This window comes from Streptomyces xylophagus, assembly GCF_000716435.1.
Taxonomy (GTDB): domain Bacteria; phylum Actinomycetota; class Actinomycetes; order Streptomycetales; family Streptomycetaceae; genus Streptomyces; species Streptomyces xylophagus.
Window position 1 is genome coordinate 210,510 of the sequence record NZ_JNWO01000012.1, and the last position, 18,481, is coordinate 228,990.

Annotated in this window: 18 protein-coding genes; 12 read left to right on the forward strand and 6 right to left on the reverse strand. The window is 69.5% G+C overall.

What is annotated here, in order from left to right:
• Nucleotides 1-53: 53 nt before the first annotated feature.
• The 4 genes from OO70_RS27005 to OO70_RS27020 all read left to right on the forward strand — a co-directional run bounded on the left by OO70_RS27005 (nucleotide 54) and on the right by OO70_RS27020 (nucleotide 3,052).
• Complete coding sequence (locus tag OO70_RS27005) at nucleotides 54-542, forward strand: hypothetical protein (protein ID WP_043676643.1); 489 nt, start codon at nucleotides 54-56, stop codon at nucleotides 540-542.
• Nucleotides 543-552: 10 nt separating this feature from the next.
• On the forward strand, nucleotides 553-1,902 hold the full coding sequence (locus OO70_RS27010) for a sensor histidine kinase (RefSeq protein WP_043676645.1): 1,350 nt from the start codon (nucleotides 553-555) through the stop codon (nucleotides 1,900-1,902).
• Nucleotides 1,903-1,925: 23 nt separating this feature from the next.
• Nucleotides 1,926-2,573 (forward strand): response regulator transcription factor, encoded by a 648-nt coding sequence (locus OO70_RS27015; RefSeq protein ID WP_043676647.1) that lies wholly within the window; start codon nucleotides 1,926-1,928, stop codon nucleotides 2,571-2,573.
• Nucleotides 2,574-2,668: 95 nt separating this feature from the next.
• Nucleotides 2,669-3,052 (forward strand): hypothetical protein, encoded by a 384-nt coding sequence (locus OO70_RS27020; protein ID WP_043676649.1) that lies wholly within the window; start codon nucleotides 2,669-2,671, stop codon nucleotides 3,050-3,052.
• A gap of 52 nt (nucleotides 3,053-3,104) precedes the next feature.
• Here the strand turns inward: OO70_RS27020 and OO70_RS27025 are convergent, their stop codons facing one another.
• Together OO70_RS27025 and OO70_RS27030 are read right to left on the reverse strand one after the other, a co-directional pair.
• A complete protein-coding gene (locus OO70_RS27025; RefSeq protein ID WP_043676652.1) occupies nucleotides 3,105-3,743 on the reverse strand; it encodes a class F sortase in 639 nt (212 codons plus the stop codon).
• A 117-nt stretch (nucleotides 3,744-3,860) separates the two neighbouring features.
• Nucleotides 3,861-4,379, reverse strand: coding sequence for a hypothetical protein (locus OO70_RS27030; RefSeq protein WP_043676654.1), 519 nt, complete (start codon nucleotides 4,377-4,379; stop codon nucleotides 3,861-3,863).
• Nucleotides 4,380-4,664: 285 nt separating this feature from the next.
• Between OO70_RS27030 and OO70_RS27035 the strand changes: the two genes are divergently transcribed.
• The 5 genes from OO70_RS27035 to OO70_RS27055 all read left to right on the forward strand — a co-directional run bounded on the left by OO70_RS27035 (nucleotide 4,665) and on the right by OO70_RS27055 (nucleotide 10,237).
• Nucleotides 4,665-5,252: an NADPH-dependent FMN reductase gene (locus tag OO70_RS27035; RefSeq protein ID WP_043676656.1), complete on the forward strand. Its 588-nt coding sequence runs from the start codon at nucleotides 4,665-4,667 to the stop codon at nucleotides 5,250-5,252.
• A 90-nt stretch (nucleotides 5,253-5,342) separates the two neighbouring features.
• Nucleotides 5,343-6,473 carry a hemopexin repeat-containing protein gene (locus OO70_RS27040; RefSeq protein WP_043676658.1) on the forward strand — a complete coding sequence of 377 codons (1,131 nt, stop codon included), beginning with the start codon at nucleotides 5,343-5,345 and terminating at the stop codon, nucleotides 6,471-6,473.
• 109 nt (nucleotides 6,474-6,582) lie between these two features.
• The gene (locus tag OO70_RS27045) at nucleotides 6,583-8,046 is read left to right on the forward strand and encodes a hypothetical protein (protein ID WP_043676660.1); all 1,464 of its coding nucleotides are present in this window, start codon (nucleotides 6,583-6,585) and stop codon (nucleotides 8,044-8,046) included.
• 14 nt (nucleotides 8,047-8,060) lie between these two features.
• On the forward strand, nucleotides 8,061-9,629 hold the full coding sequence (locus OO70_RS27050) for a hypothetical protein (protein WP_043676662.1): 1,569 nt from the start codon (nucleotides 8,061-8,063) through the stop codon (nucleotides 9,627-9,629).
• On the forward strand, nucleotides 9,623-10,237 hold the full coding sequence (locus OO70_RS27055; RefSeq protein ID WP_043676664.1) for a hypothetical protein: 615 nt from the start codon (nucleotides 9,623-9,625) through the stop codon (nucleotides 10,235-10,237). Before OO70_RS27050 ends, OO70_RS27055 begins: the two co-directional genes overlap by 7 nt.
• Here OO70_RS27055 and OO70_RS27060 read toward each other — a convergent pair.
• Entirely contained in the window at nucleotides 10,234-10,965 is a 732-nt protein-coding gene (locus OO70_RS27060) for a TetR/AcrR family transcriptional regulator (protein ID WP_043676666.1), read from the reverse strand. The two genes, OO70_RS27055 and OO70_RS27060, sit on opposite strands and share 4 nt — an antisense overlap.
• A gap of 142 nt (nucleotides 10,966-11,107) precedes the next feature.
• Here OO70_RS27060 and OO70_RS27065 point away from each other — a divergent pair, with 142 nt between their 5' ends.
• Complete coding sequence (locus tag OO70_RS27065; protein WP_043676774.1) at nucleotides 11,108-12,604, forward strand: MFS transporter; 1,497 nt, start codon at nucleotides 11,108-11,110, stop codon at nucleotides 12,602-12,604.
• Nucleotides 12,605-12,669: 65 nt separating this feature from the next.
• Here OO70_RS27065 and OO70_RS27070 read toward each other — a convergent pair whose 3' ends face one another.
• Nucleotides 12,670-13,875, reverse strand: a complete 1,206-nt coding sequence (locus OO70_RS27070; protein WP_051741627.1) for an acyl-CoA dehydrogenase family protein — start codon at nucleotides 13,873-13,875, stop codon at nucleotides 12,670-12,672.
• Between the two features lie 150 nt (nucleotides 13,876-14,025).
• Between OO70_RS27070 and OO70_RS51320 the strand changes: the two genes are divergently transcribed.
• Entirely contained in the window at nucleotides 14,026-14,970 is a 945-nt protein-coding gene (locus tag OO70_RS51320; RefSeq protein ID WP_051741629.1) for a helix-turn-helix domain-containing protein, read from the forward strand.
• Nucleotides 14,971-14,978: 8 nt separating this feature from the next.
• Here OO70_RS51320 and OO70_RS27080 read toward each other — a convergent pair whose 3' ends face one another.
• Both OO70_RS27080 and OO70_RS27085 read right to left on the reverse strand, forming a co-directional pair.
• Nucleotides 14,979-16,037 carry an acyltransferase family protein gene (locus OO70_RS27080; RefSeq protein WP_234336927.1) on the reverse strand — a complete coding sequence of 353 codons (1,059 nt, stop codon included), beginning with the start codon at nucleotides 16,035-16,037 and terminating at the stop codon, nucleotides 14,979-14,981.
• A 245-nt stretch (nucleotides 16,038-16,282) separates the two neighbouring features.
• Nucleotides 16,283-17,926, reverse strand: a complete 1,644-nt coding sequence (locus OO70_RS27085; RefSeq protein WP_043676668.1) for a M4 family metallopeptidase — start codon at nucleotides 17,924-17,926, stop codon at nucleotides 16,283-16,285.
• Nucleotides 17,927-18,048: 122 nt separating this feature from the next.
• Here OO70_RS27085 and OO70_RS27090 point away from each other — a divergent pair, with 122 nt between their 5' ends.
• Nucleotides 18,049-18,477: a gamma-glutamylcyclotransferase family protein gene (locus OO70_RS27090; protein ID WP_043676670.1), complete on the forward strand. Its 429-nt coding sequence runs from the start codon at nucleotides 18,049-18,051 to the stop codon at nucleotides 18,475-18,477.
• The last annotated feature ends 4 nt before the right edge of the window (nucleotides 18,478-18,481 follow it).

Sequence of the window (18,481 nt, forward strand, 5' to 3'; positions counted from 1 at the left end):
GGTTCACAGCAGTTCACACGAGTTGCGCCGATTCATGTGCAGGGGGATGCACCATGACCACCGCCCCGGACCCGACATCCGTCCACGCCTGGAACCTCGTCCGCGCACCGTTCACCGCCACAACCTGGCGCCGCACGGCCTACGCACTCCTCGCCCTCCCGCTCGGCCTGGCCTGCATCCCGCTCGCCCTCCTCGGCGCCCCCACAGCCCGCTGGCAACGGGGCCTGGTCCACCGCTTCCTCGGCACGGACATTCCGGGCACCGCACGGGGCGGCGGCCTGCGCCACGCCCTCCTCGCCACCCCCCTCAACCTCCTCACTCTGTTCATCACGGTCTACGGCTGGGCGATCGTCCCCATGAATCTCGGCTGGCCGCTGCGCGCGGGCGACGACTACTCCGGCGCCTGGGGCGGCCCCACCTTCGCCGGCGCCTGGGCCTTCCACGCGATCCTGGGCGGCATCGGCTTCCTGCTGCTGATGCCGTGGCTGGTCCGGGGCCTCACCGCCGTGCAGGTCCGTGTCGCCAGGTCGCTCCTCTCCTAGGTTGATCCCCATGCCGAGCCTCCGCTCCCGCCTGTGGTCCCGCCTCCGCACACTCGCCGTCGCCACCTTCGGCCGCCGCGCCCTGGCCGCCGTCCTCTACGGCGTGCTCGCCCTCCCGCTCGCCCTGGTCGGTTTCTTCCTCACCCTCGTCGGGCTGGCGTTCGGCGGCGCGCTGTCGGTGACCACGCTGGGCCTGTGGCTGCTGGCCGCGACCGTGCGGGGCGCGCTGGCGCTGGGCGCGCTGCAGCGGGGGCTCGCGCGGCGGCTGCTCGGCCTGGAGATCGAGCAGCCGGGCGCGGAGGACGGCGGCAGCGGCACCGGGATTCTTGGCTGGCGGCGGGGCGTGCTGCTGGACCGGGCGGGCTGGCGGGCCGTCGGCTGCGCCCTGTTGACACCGTTCACAGCCGTTTTCGCGTACGTCGCCGTCGTCATCGGATACGTCTACGGCGCCCTGTTCACACTGCACCCGCTGCTCAAGCGCTGGAACTACAACACGGTTCACAGCACCACCGGCAGCTCCACCGACGGCTCCACGCACCCCGTGTCCACGAGCCACCACGTGTCACTGGAGTTCTTCGGTCACCAGCTCGACTCCTGGCCGCGCTGGTTGATTCCGTTCACAGCCGGATTGCTGTTGCTGGCCGTCGCACCCCTTCTCCTCCGTTACGCCCTCGGCCCGCACCGCGCCCTGTTGACCGTGCTGCTCGGCCCCGACGCCGCGACCCGCCGTATCCGCACCCTGGAGGAGACCCGCGCCCGAGCCGTCGACGACGCCGCGCTGACCCTCCGCCGTATCGAACGCGACCTGCACGACGGCACCCAGGCCCGCCTGGTCGCCCTCGCCATGCACCTCACCGTGATCCGCGAACTGGTCACCGCCGGCGCCGAACCCGACCGCGTCCTCACCGTCGTCGACACCGCCCGGGGCAACGCCACCCAGGCCATCACCGACCTGCGCCACCTCGTCAAGGGCATCCATCCACCCGTACTCGACGAGGGCCTGCACGCCGCCCTCACCACCCTCGCCGCCGACAGCGCCCTCCCCGTCACCCTCACCACCGACATCGGCACCCGCCCCACCCCGGCCGTCGAGACCATCGCCTACTTCTGCGCCGCCGAACTCCTCGCCAACGCCACGAAACACGCCCACGCCACGACCGCCGCCGTCGACGTCACCGCCCGCGACGGACTCCTGCGCCTCCGCGTCACCGACGACGGACAGGGCGGCGCGACGATCGGCGCGGGCTCAGGACTCACCGGCCTGCTGGCCCGCGTCCGTACCGTCGACGGCACACTGACCTGCGACAGCCCGCCGGGAGGCCCTACGGTGGTCACGGTCGACCTGCCCCACAGCCGCTGAGCCTCTGAACGGAGCCGTGCCGTATGCGCGTCGTCATCGCCGAGGACTCGGCCCTCCTGCGCGACGGCCTGGTCCAACTGCTCCAGCTACGGGACGTAGAAGTGGCAGCGGCGGTCGGCGACGCGGAGTCCCTGCTGACCGCGGTCGCGGCCCATGCCCCCGACGTCGCCGTCGTGGACATCCGCCTCCCGCCCACCCAGACCGACGAGGGCGTACGGGCGGCCGTACGACTGCGGGAGCAGCACCCGGCGACCGGCGTGCTGCTGTTCTCGCAGTACGTCGAGACGACCCACGCGGCCCAACTCCTCGGAAACCCGGCCGGGTTCGGATATCTCCTCAAGGAACGGGTCGTGGACATCGGCGAGTTCATCGGCGCGCTGGAACGCGTCGCCGCCGGCGGCACCGCACTCGACCCCGAGGTCGTCGCCCAACTCTTCGGCGCCGCCCGCCGATCCACCGCCCTCGACACCCTCACACCCCGCGAACGCGAAGTCCTCGCACTGATGGCGGAGGGCCGCACCAACCACGCGATCGCGACCGCGTTCACGGTCTCCGAACGAGCCGTCGAGAAGCACGTCGCCAACATCTTCACGAAGCTCGACCTGCCACCGTCGGAGACAGGCAACCGGCGAGTGCTGGCGGTACTCCGCTACTTGGAGAACGGCCGCTGAAGTTCGGAACGCGCTGACCAATTCAGTTGCCGCTCACTGCTCCGCGGCGGATCCTGTGTGCTCGGTCCAACCGGACGGCCGATGAGGGGGATGCCGTGGGACTCGTTCTGTTCCCAGGAGACGACGACAACAGCAGCCCGGACGCGGCCTGGTCCTGCAAGGGCTTCGCTGAGTTCCGGCGCTGGTTGGCACAGGCTGAAGGGTTCGGTCTCGACGAGATGGACGGCTTCGGCGGACAACGCTCCTGGAGCGATGTCGTCACGCCGCTTACACCGCTACTCGACCACCCCGATGTCGGCGGCCCCGATCTCTCACCGCTGGAGTGCGCCGCGATCCTGTCCCGCGTGCAGGAGATCGCTGACCAGTGCCAGGAGCGAGGCCAGGATCGGCTTGTCCAAGAGCACATCACCGACGCCCGAAACCTGGCGATCGTCCTGCGGTTCTGCATCGACAAGGACGTCGATCTCCTCTTCCTCTGAACGCGGTCGAGGTCACCACCAGGGCCGGTGACCGACCTGAACCCCGCCGCCCCTACCGGCTCCCGCTCAGGTGCGCGAACACCACCACGTTCCCCTGATACCCCGTCGACCGCGAGTACCCGCCCCCACACGTGATCACCCGCAACTCCGGCCGCCGCGCGGCCCCGTACACCTTCTGGTCGGGAAAGCGGCTCGCCTCGTACACCTCGACCGCGTCCACCGTGAACAGCGCGACGCTCCCGTCCAACCGGTCCAGCTCGATGGTGTTGCCCTTCTTCAGGGCGCCGAGATCGTAGAAGACGGCGGGTCCGTCGGCGTTGTCGACATGCCCCGCGACGATCGCCGTGCCGGTCTCACCGGGGGTGGTGCCGGCCTCGTACCAGCCGGCGAGGTTCTTCCTCGCGGCCGGGGGCACGTCCAGGCTGCCGGTGCTCGTCAGCTTGAGGCCCATCAGCGGGGCGTCCACATGGATGGCCGGGATGTGGATGCGGTCCGGCGGCGACGGTGGCAGCGCACGTGCCGCGGTGTGCCCGGCGACCGGGTCGGGCCGGCCCTCGGCGGCGGACGGCTGGGGCGGCGCGTTCGTCTCACCGCCGCCGGTCAGCAGCCACGCGCCCGTGCACAGGGCGACCACGGTGACGGCCCCTATCGCGGTATTGCCGAATCCACGGCGACAGCTACGACGACGCATCACTCACCCCTCTCCAGCAACTGGCTGCCCCGCGCCCCCCTCCGGGCCACGAGGGGCGTCGGACCCGGAGGGGGAGGGGACTTGCGGTACCGGCGGACGGACAGCGGAGGGTGTCCGTCAGATCCCGTCGCCTCTCGCCCGGCGATGCAGGAGCCAGGTACCGCCCGCGGCGGCGACGGCGAGAGCCGCCACGCCGGCCGCGGTCTGCACGGGGTCGGGGCCCAAGGCACCGCCGACCCCCGTCTTCACACTTCCGCGCGGCTGCACCTGCTGCCGCATCGAGGCCAGCGTCACCATCAGATCGCCGGTGACCTCCTTGCCGTCCGCGCACTTCGCGACGATCTCGTACGTCCCCGGCTGCGCGCTCGGCGGCACCTTGAACTGCCCGATCGCATCGCCCTCGTGCGTACTCGGCGCCAGCGTGAACGTGCCGGCGCCCACCGCGCTCGCATCACCGGCGGCCGTGCCGTCGTCGCCGCAGGCCGCCGTGTTCACCGTGACGTCGCCGCCCGGCACGGCGTTCGACGGAAACACCTCCAGACTGCCCCTCTCGCCGCCGTACGCCGGCGCGGTCGCGAGACCCGCGGCGGCGAAGGCGAGCGCGGTGCCGGTCAGCAGACGGGCGGTACGTCGCATCGGTGCTCCTCCGAGCTGTGGTTGGCTGCCCTTCCGAGGAAAGTGGCACCGGGCCCGGCCCGCTTCCTGAGCGAGCGTCAGAAGTGTGGTGAATGGGTGTCAGGAAGGCGCTACGACAGCCCGTCCCGCCGCCGTTTCAGCAGGTCATAGGGGTACGGCGGACCGTTACCTGAGAAGATCCCGAAGAGCGCAGGCCGCGCGTGTGAACGGGTGACCGCAGCCCCTGTCGGCAGCGCGATCGACCGAGCTTGACCTCAAGAATGGTTGAGGTACCAGGCTGCCCGCATGGACACCACTACCCCTCCTTTGGTCGTCACCGTCGTCATCGGCAGCAACCGCCACGGCCGCTTCGGCCCGGTCGTCGCCGACTGGCTCCTCACCCACGTCCACGACCGCCCCGACCTCGCCCTCCAGGTCGTCGACGTGGCAGACACCGACCACCTGCCGACGACCCTCGCCCCGACCCCGGAGGCGACCACCGCACTCTCCGGCATCACCCCGAAACTGTCCTCGGCCGACGCCTTCGTCGTCCTCACCCCCGAGTACAACCACTCCTTCCCGGCCGGCCTCAAGAACCTCATCGACTGGCACTACACCGAGTGGCGCGCCAAACCCGTCGCCCTCGTCTCCTACGGCGGCCTCGCGGGCGGCCTGCGCGCGGTGGAACACCTGCGCCAGGTCTTCGCCGAACTCCACGCCGTCACGGTCCGCGACACCGTCTCCTTCCACAACGCGGGCGCGTCCTTCGACGACCGGGGCCTCCCCAAGGACCCCACGGCTCCGGACGCGGCGGCGAAGGCGATGCTCGACCAACTGGTGTGGTGGGGACGGGCGTTGAAGGAGGCGCGGGAAGCACGGCCGTACTCCGCATAGCGCCCTCTTCGCGACTCCTCCCGGAATTCACCCGAACGGGACACCTGTCCGCCGCCATGAGAACCGCCCCGGCGGAGCATGCATCCCGGCATGAGTGTGGACAAGGCGTACTTCACCGTCGGGGCCACCGTGTCCACGTACGACATCGACGCGGACGCGGCGGACCCGGCCCAGGACTGGCAACTCGGCGCGGCCTGGGCCGGGTTGCCGCCCGGCTGGGAGGAAGGCATCGACGCGGCGGTCGACTTGGGCCAGGCCCATCTGTACGTCTTCCGGGGCACGGAGTACGTCCGCATCCCGTTCGCCACCCAGACCGTCGACGACGGCTACCCGCTCACGATCCGCGACAACTGGACCGGCCTCTCCTTCGACACCGTCGACGCGGTCATGAACTGGTCCGACGGAAAGCTCTACTTCTTCAGCGGCCCGCAGTACGTCCGCTACGACATCACCGCCGACCGCCAGGACCCCGGTTACCCCAAGCTCATCGCCGACGGCTGGACCGGAGTCACCGCCGACTGGATCGGCGACGGCATCGACGGCGCCCTCAACCCCGGGAACGGACGGGCCTACTTCTTCAAGGGCACCGAGTACGTGGCCGTCGACTGGCGCACCAAGAAACAGGAGGACGGCTACCCCCTCACCATCGCCGACCAGTGGCCCGGCCTCACCGGCCCCTACGACGCGATCTGGTCGAACGCCGCCACCGCACCGCCGAGTTCGAGCAAGGGGTCCCAATTCCGGCAGTTCTACGGCGAGTTCGCCACCGCCAGCGAGACGGCGACCGGCGTCCCCGCGCTGGTCACGCTCGGTCAGGCGGCACTGGAATCCGGCTGGGGCACAGCAGCCCCCGGCAACAACTTCTTCGGCATCAAGGCGAAGGCGACCGACCCGCCCGAGAGCAGGCAACTCCTCAGGACCCAGGAGGTGTTGGACCGGCCGGACGTGCAGTTCCCGGAGGTCATCTCCGTGACGCAGCGCCCCGACGGCAAGTACCTGTACGTCGTCCGCGACTGGTTCCGCGTCTACGCGACCCCCGAGGAGTCCTTCACGGCCCACGGCAACTACCTGCGGAACAACAGCCGTTACGCCTCCGCGTTCGACCACACCGACGACCCGTACGCCTTCGCCCGGGCGGTCGCGGACGCGGGCTACGCGACCGCCACGAACTACTACGACTCCCTGGCCTCGGTCATGCGGAACATCGAGGCCGCCACCTGAGCCGCTACCTGAGCCACCACCTGAACTGAACCGGCCGGTGATTCACTGATCCGGGTGAATGCCCGCAAGTCGCCGTATAGGTGTCATATGACCCGGGCAGGACGGGGTCATGGGATACCAACTGGGGGATCTGGGGCGGACGTTCCGCGACCAGATGTACAACGTGCTCACCGGCGGCGACGGCAGCGTCCCGCCGGCCAAGTCCAGCTTCATCACCTGGTGCATGCCGGGACTGCCGTACCAGGAGGCGGACTTCGCGTTCGCCGCGCAGGGCATCGGCACCGGCGCCACGGCGGCGGAGGACAAGCTCCTGCTCCAGCAGGCGTACAACTTCTCCTCGCTCATCGACTTCATCCCGGACGTGACCTCGGCGTACTCGTCGGGCCGCCAGGACGGGGTGTGGCGCAACGCGAGCGGTGCCCGGCTGAGCGAGATCTACGGCCAGATCCTCAAGTTCTCCAAGGTCGTCGACGACCAGCTCACCGACGACCAGAAGGCCAAACTGGACCGGTTCCGGGGCCTGTTACGGGTGACGCGCACCGTGAAGGACATCGTCACCGAGCAGGAGAAACAGGTCACCGAGGACAGCCCCATGCTCAAGGCCTACAAGGCGTGCATGCAGGCGTACGTCACCGCCGCGCTGTCGTACAACAACAAGCGCATCGCCGCCCAGGCCGCCATCGGGGAGTCCGGCAAACAGGCGGTCGCGGACTGGGCGGCCAACGCGCAGCTGTACTCGATGCAGGTCGCCGCCGCGATGGACGACTGGACGTCGAGCGGGTACCGCAACGAGGTCGAGGAGATCAACGCCTACATCGACCAGACCACCGAGAAGTCGATGCTGCTGTGGAAGCGCAACCTGGAGCGCTTCTACAAGGAGGCGAACACCAACGCGCTCGGCCCGGGCCAGTCCTTCTACTACACGACGGTCGTCCCCGGTGACTTCGCGACCTCGAACGGCTGGACCGCGTACTCGATGTACCACCAGATGGTGGACTCCCACAGCCACTACGAGACGACGTCCTGGTCGGCCGGCGGTGGCCTGAACTTCGGCCTGTGGAGCGCGAGTTCGGGCGTCACCTCCAACTCCCAGGACTACAGCGAGAACTACCAGGTCGACGACTTCTCGATGTCCTTCGAGATGGCGCAGGTGCAGGTCGTACGGCCCTGGTTCTACCCGGAGTTCCTGGAGAACCGCGGCTGGGACCTGCGCAAGGGGCGGGGCTGGAACTACGACCAGATGCCGTCCGACGGCGGCAATCCGCCGCAGGGCCGCTTCATCGGCTATCCGCTCCAGGCCCTGTTCATCAGGAACCTCACCATCCACTCCGCCTCGCTGGCCCAGGCGTTGCAGACCCACCAGAGCTCCGTGTCGGTCAACGCCAGTGTCGGCTGGGGCCCGTTCACCGTGAAGGGCAGCTACAGCCACTCCGAGTCGGACCAGCACTTCCACTCCGAGAACGACGGCGCCACCATCACCGTCCCCGGCATGCAGATCATCGGCTTCGTCAACCACCTCCTCGACAAGACACCCAACCTGCTCGACGGCCTCGACCCCGACCAACTGGTGTAAGGCGGCGGGCAATTGTGACCGACAACGAAACGGTGTGGTCGGCCTCCCCGGTGGACGCGGCCGCGATTTTCGGCCTGGGCGCGTACTTCCGGAACCTGCTCACCGACCCCGACCACCTGGTCGGCGTACCGGTGACGCCGGTCGTCTACCAGGACAGCACGTTCCGCTTCGGCGGCGCCCTGGACTCGGCCCGGTCCACGGTCTGGGCCGAGTTCTGCGAACTGGTCAACAGGGTTCCCACCCAACCGATTTGGGCGCCTCCGTCGACCGTCCACCTGTGGGGTATCTACGGCGAGGTACTCGGCGCCGACCTGGCCCGCTCCACCCTCACCCCCGAGGAACACCAGCGCTACGACACGGCGGTCGACTACCTCTACGACACCGGCCCCGACGGAGTCTTCGTCCCCTCACCCGCCCTGCGCGACTACCGCACGGCCCGCCAGGCCTGGCTCCAGGCCGACACGGACTACCACCAGGCGGAACAGACGGCGGCCATGTCGACCGACCCGGCGGCGCGCGACCACTGGACCCACGTCGACGAACCCCGCCTCCGCCAGGCCAGGGACGACGCCATGGACGCCTGGCAGACCGCAGGCCACAAAGCCGAGGTGGAGGACGCCCTGCGCGAGACCTCCGAACTCGCCTCCAAGGCCCCCTCCAGCATCTGGAAACGGCACCGCGACACCTTCAACCCCAACCTCCCCGACCAGTACACGACCGCCCCCAACGGCACGCGTTTCGCGCCCACTTACTACTCACCGGACGGCGCCCTGGACGACCCCTGGTCGAGAGTCGTGCTCTCGGAGGACATGCTCCGTACCCTGGCCGCGCAGGCCCCCGCGGAACTCAGGTCGGCGTTCGGCGACCGCGCCACCGACGACACGGTCTTCTCCCTCGCCTTCGAATACCGGGTGGTGTCCGTGGTCCGCCCCTGGCTGGACCCGCCGATGGAGCTCTTCGGCTCCCGGGCCTGGCGCCTCTCGTCAGGTGTCGCCCCGCTCAGCGACGGCGCCACTCCACCCCACGGCCGCTGCCCGTCGTACGTCGAATCGGTCGCCCTGGCCCGCAACATCGAACTGATCCGCCAGGCCGTCGGCTACACGGAGACCCCCGGCGAGACCACCCTCCACGGCACCTGGACCCTCGACCTCGACAACGGCATCGCCGGCGGCGACATGAACACCGCCGACCTCTGGTGGGAGTGGATGACGGAGACCACCGCCCAGTTGGTCCCCAGCTCCCACGCCGGAATCGTCAACCTCGGCCAGGTCGACTACGACGCCTTCGACGGCCACCGCCTCTCGACCCTCACCTACGGCACCACACCCCTCACCGGCAACCCGGACGCGAGCAACCAACTGGTCACCGGGGACGTGTTCGCCGTACGCACGACGGAGGGCCGCTTCGCCAAGGTCCTCGTCGTCCAGTACGGCTACGACCTCCAACTCCGCTGGGTGGCCTACCAGCAGGCGACCTCCGCGACGCAGAGCACGGTCACCGGCCCGGACGACGTCTTCCTCGCCGGGTTCGTGTGCAGACAGCTCCCGAAGAGCCCGGACCCGGACCCGGCGCTGACATGGTGACCCCCGAACTGGCCGTCCACGGCTTCGTGTTGCTGGGCACGGACACGGTGTACGCAGTCCACATGCCGACGTTCACCGCGCCCTACGACTTCCAGGCCGTCCTGCGGGTCACCCTGGACACGGACACCTACCGCGCGGCCCGCAAGCGCTACGGCACCTCGGCACTGTTCACGGTCAGCCCACGTACCCTCCTCCTCAAGGACCTTGAGCCGGGTGCCTCCTTCTCCGCCGACCTGTACTTCGGCCGCTTCGGGAGGGACGGCGAGCTGTTGGGGGAGGTGAGGGTGGGGATCGAGGAGCGGCTGTACGTGGGCCACCCGACGGAACGGGCGGCTCTGCAGTACGTCCTCTTCGGTCGCGAACAGCTCTACTTGGCGCACGTGTTCACCAGCCCGCCGGACTTCGACCAGGTACTGACGGCTCAACTCGCCGGAGAATGGCTGACGTTGCCCGCCGAGGAGACAGCACGCACGGTGGTGATCCCGAACCGCCCGGACGACCTGACGGGCCGACTGCGCCCGGGCGAGCAAGTCACCGTAGAGGGCACGGATTTGCAGGTACTGGCCGAGGTGTACCTGGAGACGGCCGACCTGGCGGACGAGCCCTAACGCGTCAGCCGCAGCGACAGCCCGTCGAGGACGACCTCAAGACCGTAGGCGAACTTGCCGTCGCGCAGGGCCACCGGATCGGTCGTCGTGGCGGCCGACTCGGCGTAGGAACCGGCGAGATGGGCATGACCGGCCGCGGCCTGCTGCGCGGCCGGCATCAGCCGGGCGATGAACTCGCCCTCGCTCTCCCCGGACCGCGCGACCGTGGTCAGCCAGGCGGCCTCGGTCGTGCTCATCCCGATCGTGTACGACAGCACGGCGTCGATCGCGCCGCTCGGCTCGGGGAACCCGACGGCCGTGAACAGCGCGGCCAGCCGTTCGGAGAAGGACATGAGGTTGGGGCCCAGGTAGGCGAGCCCGGCCTGCCCGAGGACCGAGGACAGCCAACGGTGCCGTAGCGCGGTCGTACGGAAGGAGGCGGCGGCCTCGGTGACGGCGGCGCGCCAGTCGGAGGCGTCCGCGTCCGGGACGTGGATCTCGGCGGCGACCTCGTCGACAGCCAGTTCCATCAGCTCGTCCTTGGTCGCGACGTGCCGGTAGAGGGAGGTCGCGCCGGCGTTGAGGCGGGCGCCGAGCTTGCGCATGCTCAGCGCCTCGATGCCGTCGGCGTCCAGCATCGCGATCGCCTCGCGGACGATCGCGTCCCGGCTGAGCGCGGGCTGGTCGGGGGAGCGCTGCTCACGGGCCCACACGGAGGCGATGGGGTTCGGCTCGGTCCTGGGGGGCATGGGCGCTCCTTCGTGCGTACGTCGTTCGCATCCAGCGTACAGAGTTCAAGGGTTGCGCACACTGTTCCATCATGCGTACAGTGTTCGCATCGAAGGAACGGTGTACGCAAGAAGCCGGCCGATGACCCTGAAGGGAAGCCCCATGGAAACCCGAAACCCCCGGCGCTGGTGGATCCTCGTCGTGCTGTGCCTCAGCTCGCTGGTGCTGGTGGTCGACAGCATGGCGCTGACCGTGGCGGTCCCGTCGATGACCGAGAGCATCGGGGCGAGCGCCCAGGACACCCAGTGGATCCTCGACTCCTACATCCTGGTCTTCGCCGGCCTGCTGCTGACCTCCGGCAGCCTCGGCGACCGCTTCGGCCGCCGGAAGGTGATGCTGATCGGCCTGGTGCTCTTCGGGGCGGCGTCACTGGCGGCGACGTTCTGCACGAACCCCGGTGAGGTGATCGCCGTGCGGGTGGCGATGGGGGTGGGCGGCGCGCTGATCATGCCGTCGACGCTCTCGATCCTCATCACGGTGTTCGACGCGGAGGAGCGCGGCAAGGCGATGGCGGCCTGGGGTTCGGTGTCGATGCTGGCGCTGGTCGGCAGTCCGGTGCTGGGTGGCGTACTGATCGACCACTTCTCGTGGCACTCCATCTTCTTCCTCAACGTCCCGGTCGTGGCCCTCGCTCTCGTCGCCGGTGTGACCCTGATGCCGGAGTCCAAGGGCCCCTGGCAGAAGCCGGATCCGCTGGGCGCTGTGCTGTCGGCGGTCGGTATGACGGCGTTGATCTGGTGGATCATCGAGATCCCGCAGCACGGCGCGTTCGCGGGCCGAGCGCTCGTCACCCTCGTCGTGGCGGTGGTGGGGTTGGCCGGATTCGTGATCTGGGAGAACGTGACGCCGACCCCGATGGTCCCCCTGGTCCTCTTCAAGCACCGTAATTTCAGCGGCGGTTCGCTGTCCCTGACGCTGGTTCAGATAGGCAACGGCGGCCTGCTGCTGGTCCTCACGCAGTACCTGCAGTTCGTGCTCGGCTACTCACCGGTCAAGGCGGGCCTGGCCTTCGTCCCGCTGGCGGTCACCGCGCTCGTCGGCAACGCCGCCGGCGCCAAGTTCACGGCGAGGTACGGCCATCGGTACCTGATCCTGGCGGGCATGCTGGTGATGGCGTCGTCCTTCGCTCTGCTGACGACGGTCACGGCCGACACCGGCTTCACCGTCCCGGCGGTGGCGCTCGGCCTGCTGGGCCTGGGCGCGGGCCTCGCGATGCCGGCGGCGGTGGGCGCGCTGATGGGCACGATCCCCGAGGACAAGGCGGGCGTCGGCTCGGCCCTCAACGACACCATCCAGCAAGCCGGTACGGCCCTGGGCATCGCGATCCTCGGCTCGCTCCTGTCGAGCGGCTTCGCCGACGAGATGCCTTCCGGTACGACCGAGGAGGCTCGCCACTCGATCGGCGGGGCGCTGGCGGCGGCGCACGGGGACGCGGGGTTGGTCCGGGCGGCTCGGGAGGCGTTCACGAACGCCATGTCAACGACCTTCATGGTCAGCGCGGTTGGCGTGGTGGCGGCGGGAGTGCTGGCGGCGGTGGTGATGCGGGATGCGGTGACGGAGGATCAGGAGACGGCAGCGGAACGGGAGTTGGCTGCCTGATCCGCGAACTGGGATACGAGGCCGCCGCCCTTGAGGGGCGGCGGCCTCGTTCTCGTGCCAAGAGGTCACAGGATGAACGTGGGCAGTTCGGCGATGCCGAGCAGGGTGCGGCCGTAGATCTCCCGGCCGAGATCGGGGTTGACGACGCCGTGGCGTGAGGCGGTGCCCAGGTCGCGCCAGATCCGCTGGAGCGGGTTGCTCAGGGCGAAGGTGCTCGCGCCGGACACGGAGACCAGGCGGTCCACCGCCTCGCGGCTGCGGGTCGCGGCGACCCCGGTGTCCATGCGGATCCGGGCGCGCTCCGCGACCGTGAGCTGCCGGGCCTCGGCGGCGGCGCGGTCGAGGTCGTCGGCGGCCCGGTAGGCGTGCAACTGGGCGGTGTCGATGAGGGAGGCGGCGTCGGCGACGGCGAGTTGGACGCTCGGTGAGTCGGCGAGGCGCTCGTAGACCGTCAGGGACATGGGCTTGCGGGCCGCGGTCGCGAGGGTCAGCTCCAGGGCGGCCCGGGCCATGCCGAGCATGGGGGCGACGACGGTGAGGGCGAGCATCGAGGCGACCGCCACGGCGTTCCGGGACTCGCCCTCGTGGCGGGTGGCGTACGCGCCGGCCAGGACGCCGCCCATGTTGAGCGTCCGGTGGGCGGGCACGGTCACCCGGTCGGCGACGACGGTGTTGCTGCCGGTGCCGGCCATGCCCGCCACCTGCCAGGTGTCCTCGACCGTGACGTCCGCGACCGGGACCAGGGCGATCGACGGCGGCTGGTCCGCGGCGCTCGGCGCGATCGCCAGGGCCACCCAGCGCGCGTGATCGACACCCGAGGCCCAGCCCCATCGGCCCGATATGACGAGATCGCCGTTCTCGGCGACGACCGCGGAGCCCGACGGGGTGAGCGACGCGGCGACCGCGGCGTCGCGGTCCTGGCCCCAGACCTCGGCACGGGCCCGGTCGTCCATCAGCGAGGCGACGAGACCGCCCCCGGTGTAGATGTTCGCGATCCAGCCGGCGGAGGCGTCGCCACGGGCCAGTTCGGCCGTCACCTCCATGGTGGTACGCACCCCGGCCGCGAAGCCGCCGAAGGCGCGCGGGGTGGCGAGGCGGAGCATCCCCGCCTCGCGCAGGGCACGGGCCGCGTCGTCCGACACGCGGCGCAACCGCTCGCTCTCCTCGGACTGCCCGGCGAGGATGGGGACGAGTTTCGCGGCCGCGTCCGTCAACTCGGCGCGGACACCGGCATCGTCGGCCGACGAGGGGGCGGACGGGGACAGACTCACAGCGGGGCTCCACTCTGGTGCGGGGATCGGTGACGGACACGATGCCGCGGGCGGCCGGTGCCGGCCGGAGGAGGCTCACCGTGTCGGCAGCAGAATAGGAAGCGGGAGACAGGCGCCGAAAGAACATCGGTGCCACGGAGGGGAACAGGCGTGACACAGACGCAGGCGATCGAGGTGCCGGGGTGGCGGCAGCGGGCGGCCATCGACATTCCGCTGCGTCATCCCCGCCGGCAGGACCTCCTGCACGAGCAGTGGCAACGCGGGCTCGGCCACCTGGCCCATGTACGTCGGCTGCGCCTTCCCGCGGACGCCACACGCGGCGTCCACCGCACCCGTGTGGAACGCCGGTTGGTCGGCGAGGTCGCCGTCAGCCGGCAGTTCTGCGACCCCATCGAGGGCACCTCGGGCAGCGGGGAGACCGACGGCCGGGCCGACCTCGTCGTCGTCCACGTCATCAGGAGCGGAAGCCTGCGCATCGAGGACACCGCCCGGCGGGTCGACCTGGGTCCCGGCACTCTCTGCGTCCGTGACCTGCACACCGCCTGGCAGTTCGCTTATACGGCACCGACCGACTGCAGGGTGCTCGTCCTGCCCAGGGTCGGCCTGCTCCAGCACCTGTACCGAACCCGGCTGCCGGCCCTGACCGTCGCCCCCGCCACGGCCCCGGAGTCCCGGCTCCTTCTCGCCCATCTCGACGCCGCATGGTCCCTCGCGGAGCAGCTCGGCCCGGAGGCGACGCATGCGGCCGGCGAGGCGATGGCCATGCTGCTGACCGGACTCGTCCGGACCCACGCACCCGCAGCGGTTCCCCCACAGTCACTGCGGGCCGTGGCCACCGCGTACGCCGACAGCCGGCTGAGGGACCCGGACCTGACGCCGGCCACCATCGCCCGGGCGCTGAACGTCTCCGTCCGCACCCTCCATCGTGCCTTCGCCGACGGCGAGACCGTCATGGCCTATGTGCGCCGCCGACGGCTCGAAGGCGCCCGCCGCGAACTCGACTGTCCAGGCAGCCCGTACACCGTCGCCGACGTCGCGGCACGCTGGCAGTTCGCCGACTCCAGCCACTTCCGCCGCGCCCACCGTGGCACGTAGAGACAGCGTCAGGGGGAGTTCGTCGCGTTGCGCAGCCGCGCGAACGACGTGTCCAGCCCGTTCTTCAGCAGCCGGGCCACCGGCCGCTCCACCAGACGGTGGACACACCAACTCAGCACCAGGAAACCGGAGATCACGGAAGCCACCAGGAGTCGGGGGTCCATGGTGTCGCGGAAGCGGCTGATGAGGGTCGTACCGGCGAGGTAGTGCATCAGATAGAACGGATACGTCATCGCCCCGGCCGTGGTGAGCCACTTCCAGCGGACGCGGTCGGTCGCACCGAGCGCGATGGCGGCCATGACCAGCAGGAACACGGTGAACAGCACGACGCTCGCGCGCCAGCTGGAGACACGTTCGACGGTGTCTATCCGGTGCCCGAGTTCCAACTGGCCCATCAGCCAGGCCAGTCCGAGGATGCCCCACAGCAACAGGTCGTGCCCGAAGCGGTACATGAGATACAGCGCCAGACCCGCGATGAAGTACCAGGCACCCTCCGGGTTGACGGCCAACGTCAGCGGGCGGAAACGCGCGGCCGGCGCGATCATCGCGGCGGCGCCCCAGAAGCAGCAGAAGAGGACGACCTTGCGATAGGTCAGACCCGTGATGACGACGGCCATGAAGAGGAGGTAGAAACGCAGCTCCGACCAGAGGGTCCAGTACACGCCGTCGACGTTCGAGACCCCCGAACCAGACTGCAGCATCGTGAAGTTGAGCAGGATCTCGCGCAGCTTCTGCCGCTCCCACACACCGGGCAGGGTCACCAGGACGGCCGTGGTGAAAACGATGGAGAACCAGTACGCCGGGTACAGCCGGATCACCCGCGAGGTGAAGAACTGCCGTGGCGTACGCCCCCAGCAGGACATGCAGATCACGAAGCCGCTGATCACGAAGAACATCTCGACGCCGATCCAGCCGTAGGCCGAGAACCGGAACACCGTGGGCATGATGTCGGACACCGGCCGGTCCCAGATCAGGTTGCCCGGCTGGTTGACCCGCCAGGTACCGGCGTAGTGGTGAGCCGCCACGAACAGGGCGGCGAGCAGCCGCATCCCGTCGATGGCGTACAACCGCCGCTGGGGTGACGGACGTTGCTGTAAAGTGAGGGAGGCGTGTCTTGGTGCTCTCCGTCTTCGGGAGGGGATGAGCACCCGCTCCGTCGCCCCGGCGTACGCAGACATGTCAGTCCATATCAGCTCTGGGGCTCGGGAGCAGGCACTCCTGACCCACGCGAAATCGGAAGTCTCACGGTTCACAGGGAGAGACCCGCGTGGTGTGCCGATGGTTGTAGGCGGATTCCGAAGAACCCTCTGTCTCACCCCACGTTGACCGCACTCCATGCGGCGGCCACCGCGTTGTATTCCGAACTACCCGTCCCGTACAGGTCCTTGGCCGCGTTGAGCGTCGCCGTCCGTGCCCCGGCATAGTTCGTCGAGGACGTCATATAGACCGTCAACGCCCGGTACCAGATGGCCCCCAGCTTGTCCCGGCCGATGCCGGCCACCGAAGAGCCGTTGCACGTGGGCGAGTTGTAGCTCACGCCGTTGAGGGTCTTCGCGCCGCTGCCCTCCGCGAGGAGATACGCGAAGTGGTTGGCGACACCCGACGAATAGTGCACGTCGAGATTCCCCACCGACGAACTCCAACAGTCCGCCGAATTCCCGTCCTTGGACGGCTGGTCCATGAACCGCAGCGCCGCCTTGCCGAAGCCCGACCGCACGATCTTCTCGCCGATGAGGTAATCCCCGAGATCGGACGAGTTGTTGGCATACCACTCCACCAGCGTGCCCATGATGTCCGAGGTCGCCTCGTTGAGCCCGCCGGATTCACCCGAGTACGTGAGCGCCGCGGTCTTGGAGGTGACACCGTGCGTCATCTCGTGCCCGGCGACATCCAGCGCCACCAGCGGACCGAGCTGCGTCCCGTCACCGTCGCCGTACGTCATGCAGAAGCAACTGTCGTCCCAGAACGCGTTGTTGTAGCTGTTGCCGTAGTGGACGCGGTTGTACGAGCCCTTGCCGTCGCCCGCGATGCCGTTGCGGCCGTGGACGGTCTTGTAGTAGTCCCAGGTCTCGTTCGTGCCGTACTGCGCGTCCACCGCCGCCGACGAACGGTCCGAAGTCGCCCCCGTGCCCCAGTGGTTGTCGGTGTCGGTGAACACGGTGGACGGGGCACGGCTGATGCAGATGCCGAGGATGCACAGGTCGGTCTTGTTCGCCGCGTCACCGGTGTAAGTCCCGCCGCGCGTCGCGTCCTTGAGCTGATACGTCGATCCCGACAGCGTCGTCTCCAACGGCACCGTCCCGCTGTACAGCGACTTCCCGTCACCCGTCGCCGTCTCCACACTGTCCCAGGCGTCGATCTGGGCGCCGGTACGGGCGTCGGTCAGCACCGTACGGGCGACCGGGTTGCCGAGCGAGTCCTTGGCGACCGCGTTCGTCCGCCAGGCGAGCTTCGGGGTGCCGTGTAGGGCGTCAACTATCAGCTGGGGCTTGGCGGTCACCCCCTTCAGCGCCTCGCCGAGATTCGCGGCCCGCAGCGCGTTGACGGCCAGGTCCGCCGCTCTCGGCGGCGCCACTTTCGGCGTCACGGACGCCAGGGATATGGAGTTCCGGGTCGCGCGGTCGGCGCTCCGATAGCTCCCGTTCGGGGCCAGATGGACCACGAAGTCACCTCCCAGAACAGGGAGTTGACGGTACGTCCGGTCGTAGCGCACGTGCTGGGTGCCGTCCGCGTCGACGATCACGTCGCGAACGGACGTGTCCTCCGCGGCCGTCAGCCCCAGGCCCGCCGCATGGGCCACCAACGCCGACGCGGCGTTCGCGATCGCGGTGCTCGGGGTCGGCCGGTCGGCCGCGTGGGCGGTGGGGGAGAGGGTGGCGGCCAACAGGGTCGCGGCGCCGGCCGCGATACCGGCCGTGGCGAGACGGGAACCTCGAATGTGCCGTGTCCGACTCATGGGTCTCCTCAAGAACGCAAGTGGGGGGCGTGGGGGCTGCGTTGATGTTGAATGAGATTTAAAGGGCCCATGACATGTCATGTCCATAGCGCGTGCAAAGACTTCCGGGATCAAGGAGAGCGATGACGGCACCCTCGACACCCCTCCCCTTCTTCGTCTACGGCACCCTCCGCCCCAGCGAGCCCAACCACGACCAGTTCCTGCGCGGCCGTACGGACTCCGAAGAACGGGCACGACTCCATGGCGCCGCCCTCTACGACGGCCCCGGCTACCCGTACGCCGTCGAGGCCCCCGGCGCGGTGATCGTCGGCGAACTCGTCACCGCACGCCCCGAGGCCTACCCCCAACTCCTCATGGACCTGGACCGACTTGAGGACTACGCCCCCGGCGACCCGCGCAACCTCTACGAGCGCGTCGAACGCCGGGTGACCCGCGACACCGACGGCACGGCGGTAGGCGCCTGGGTGTACCTGGCTGCCCCCACCGTCACCGCCCGCCTCCGCACCCACGGCAAGCTGATCGAGGGCGGCGACTGGATCAACCGCGGCTGAACGG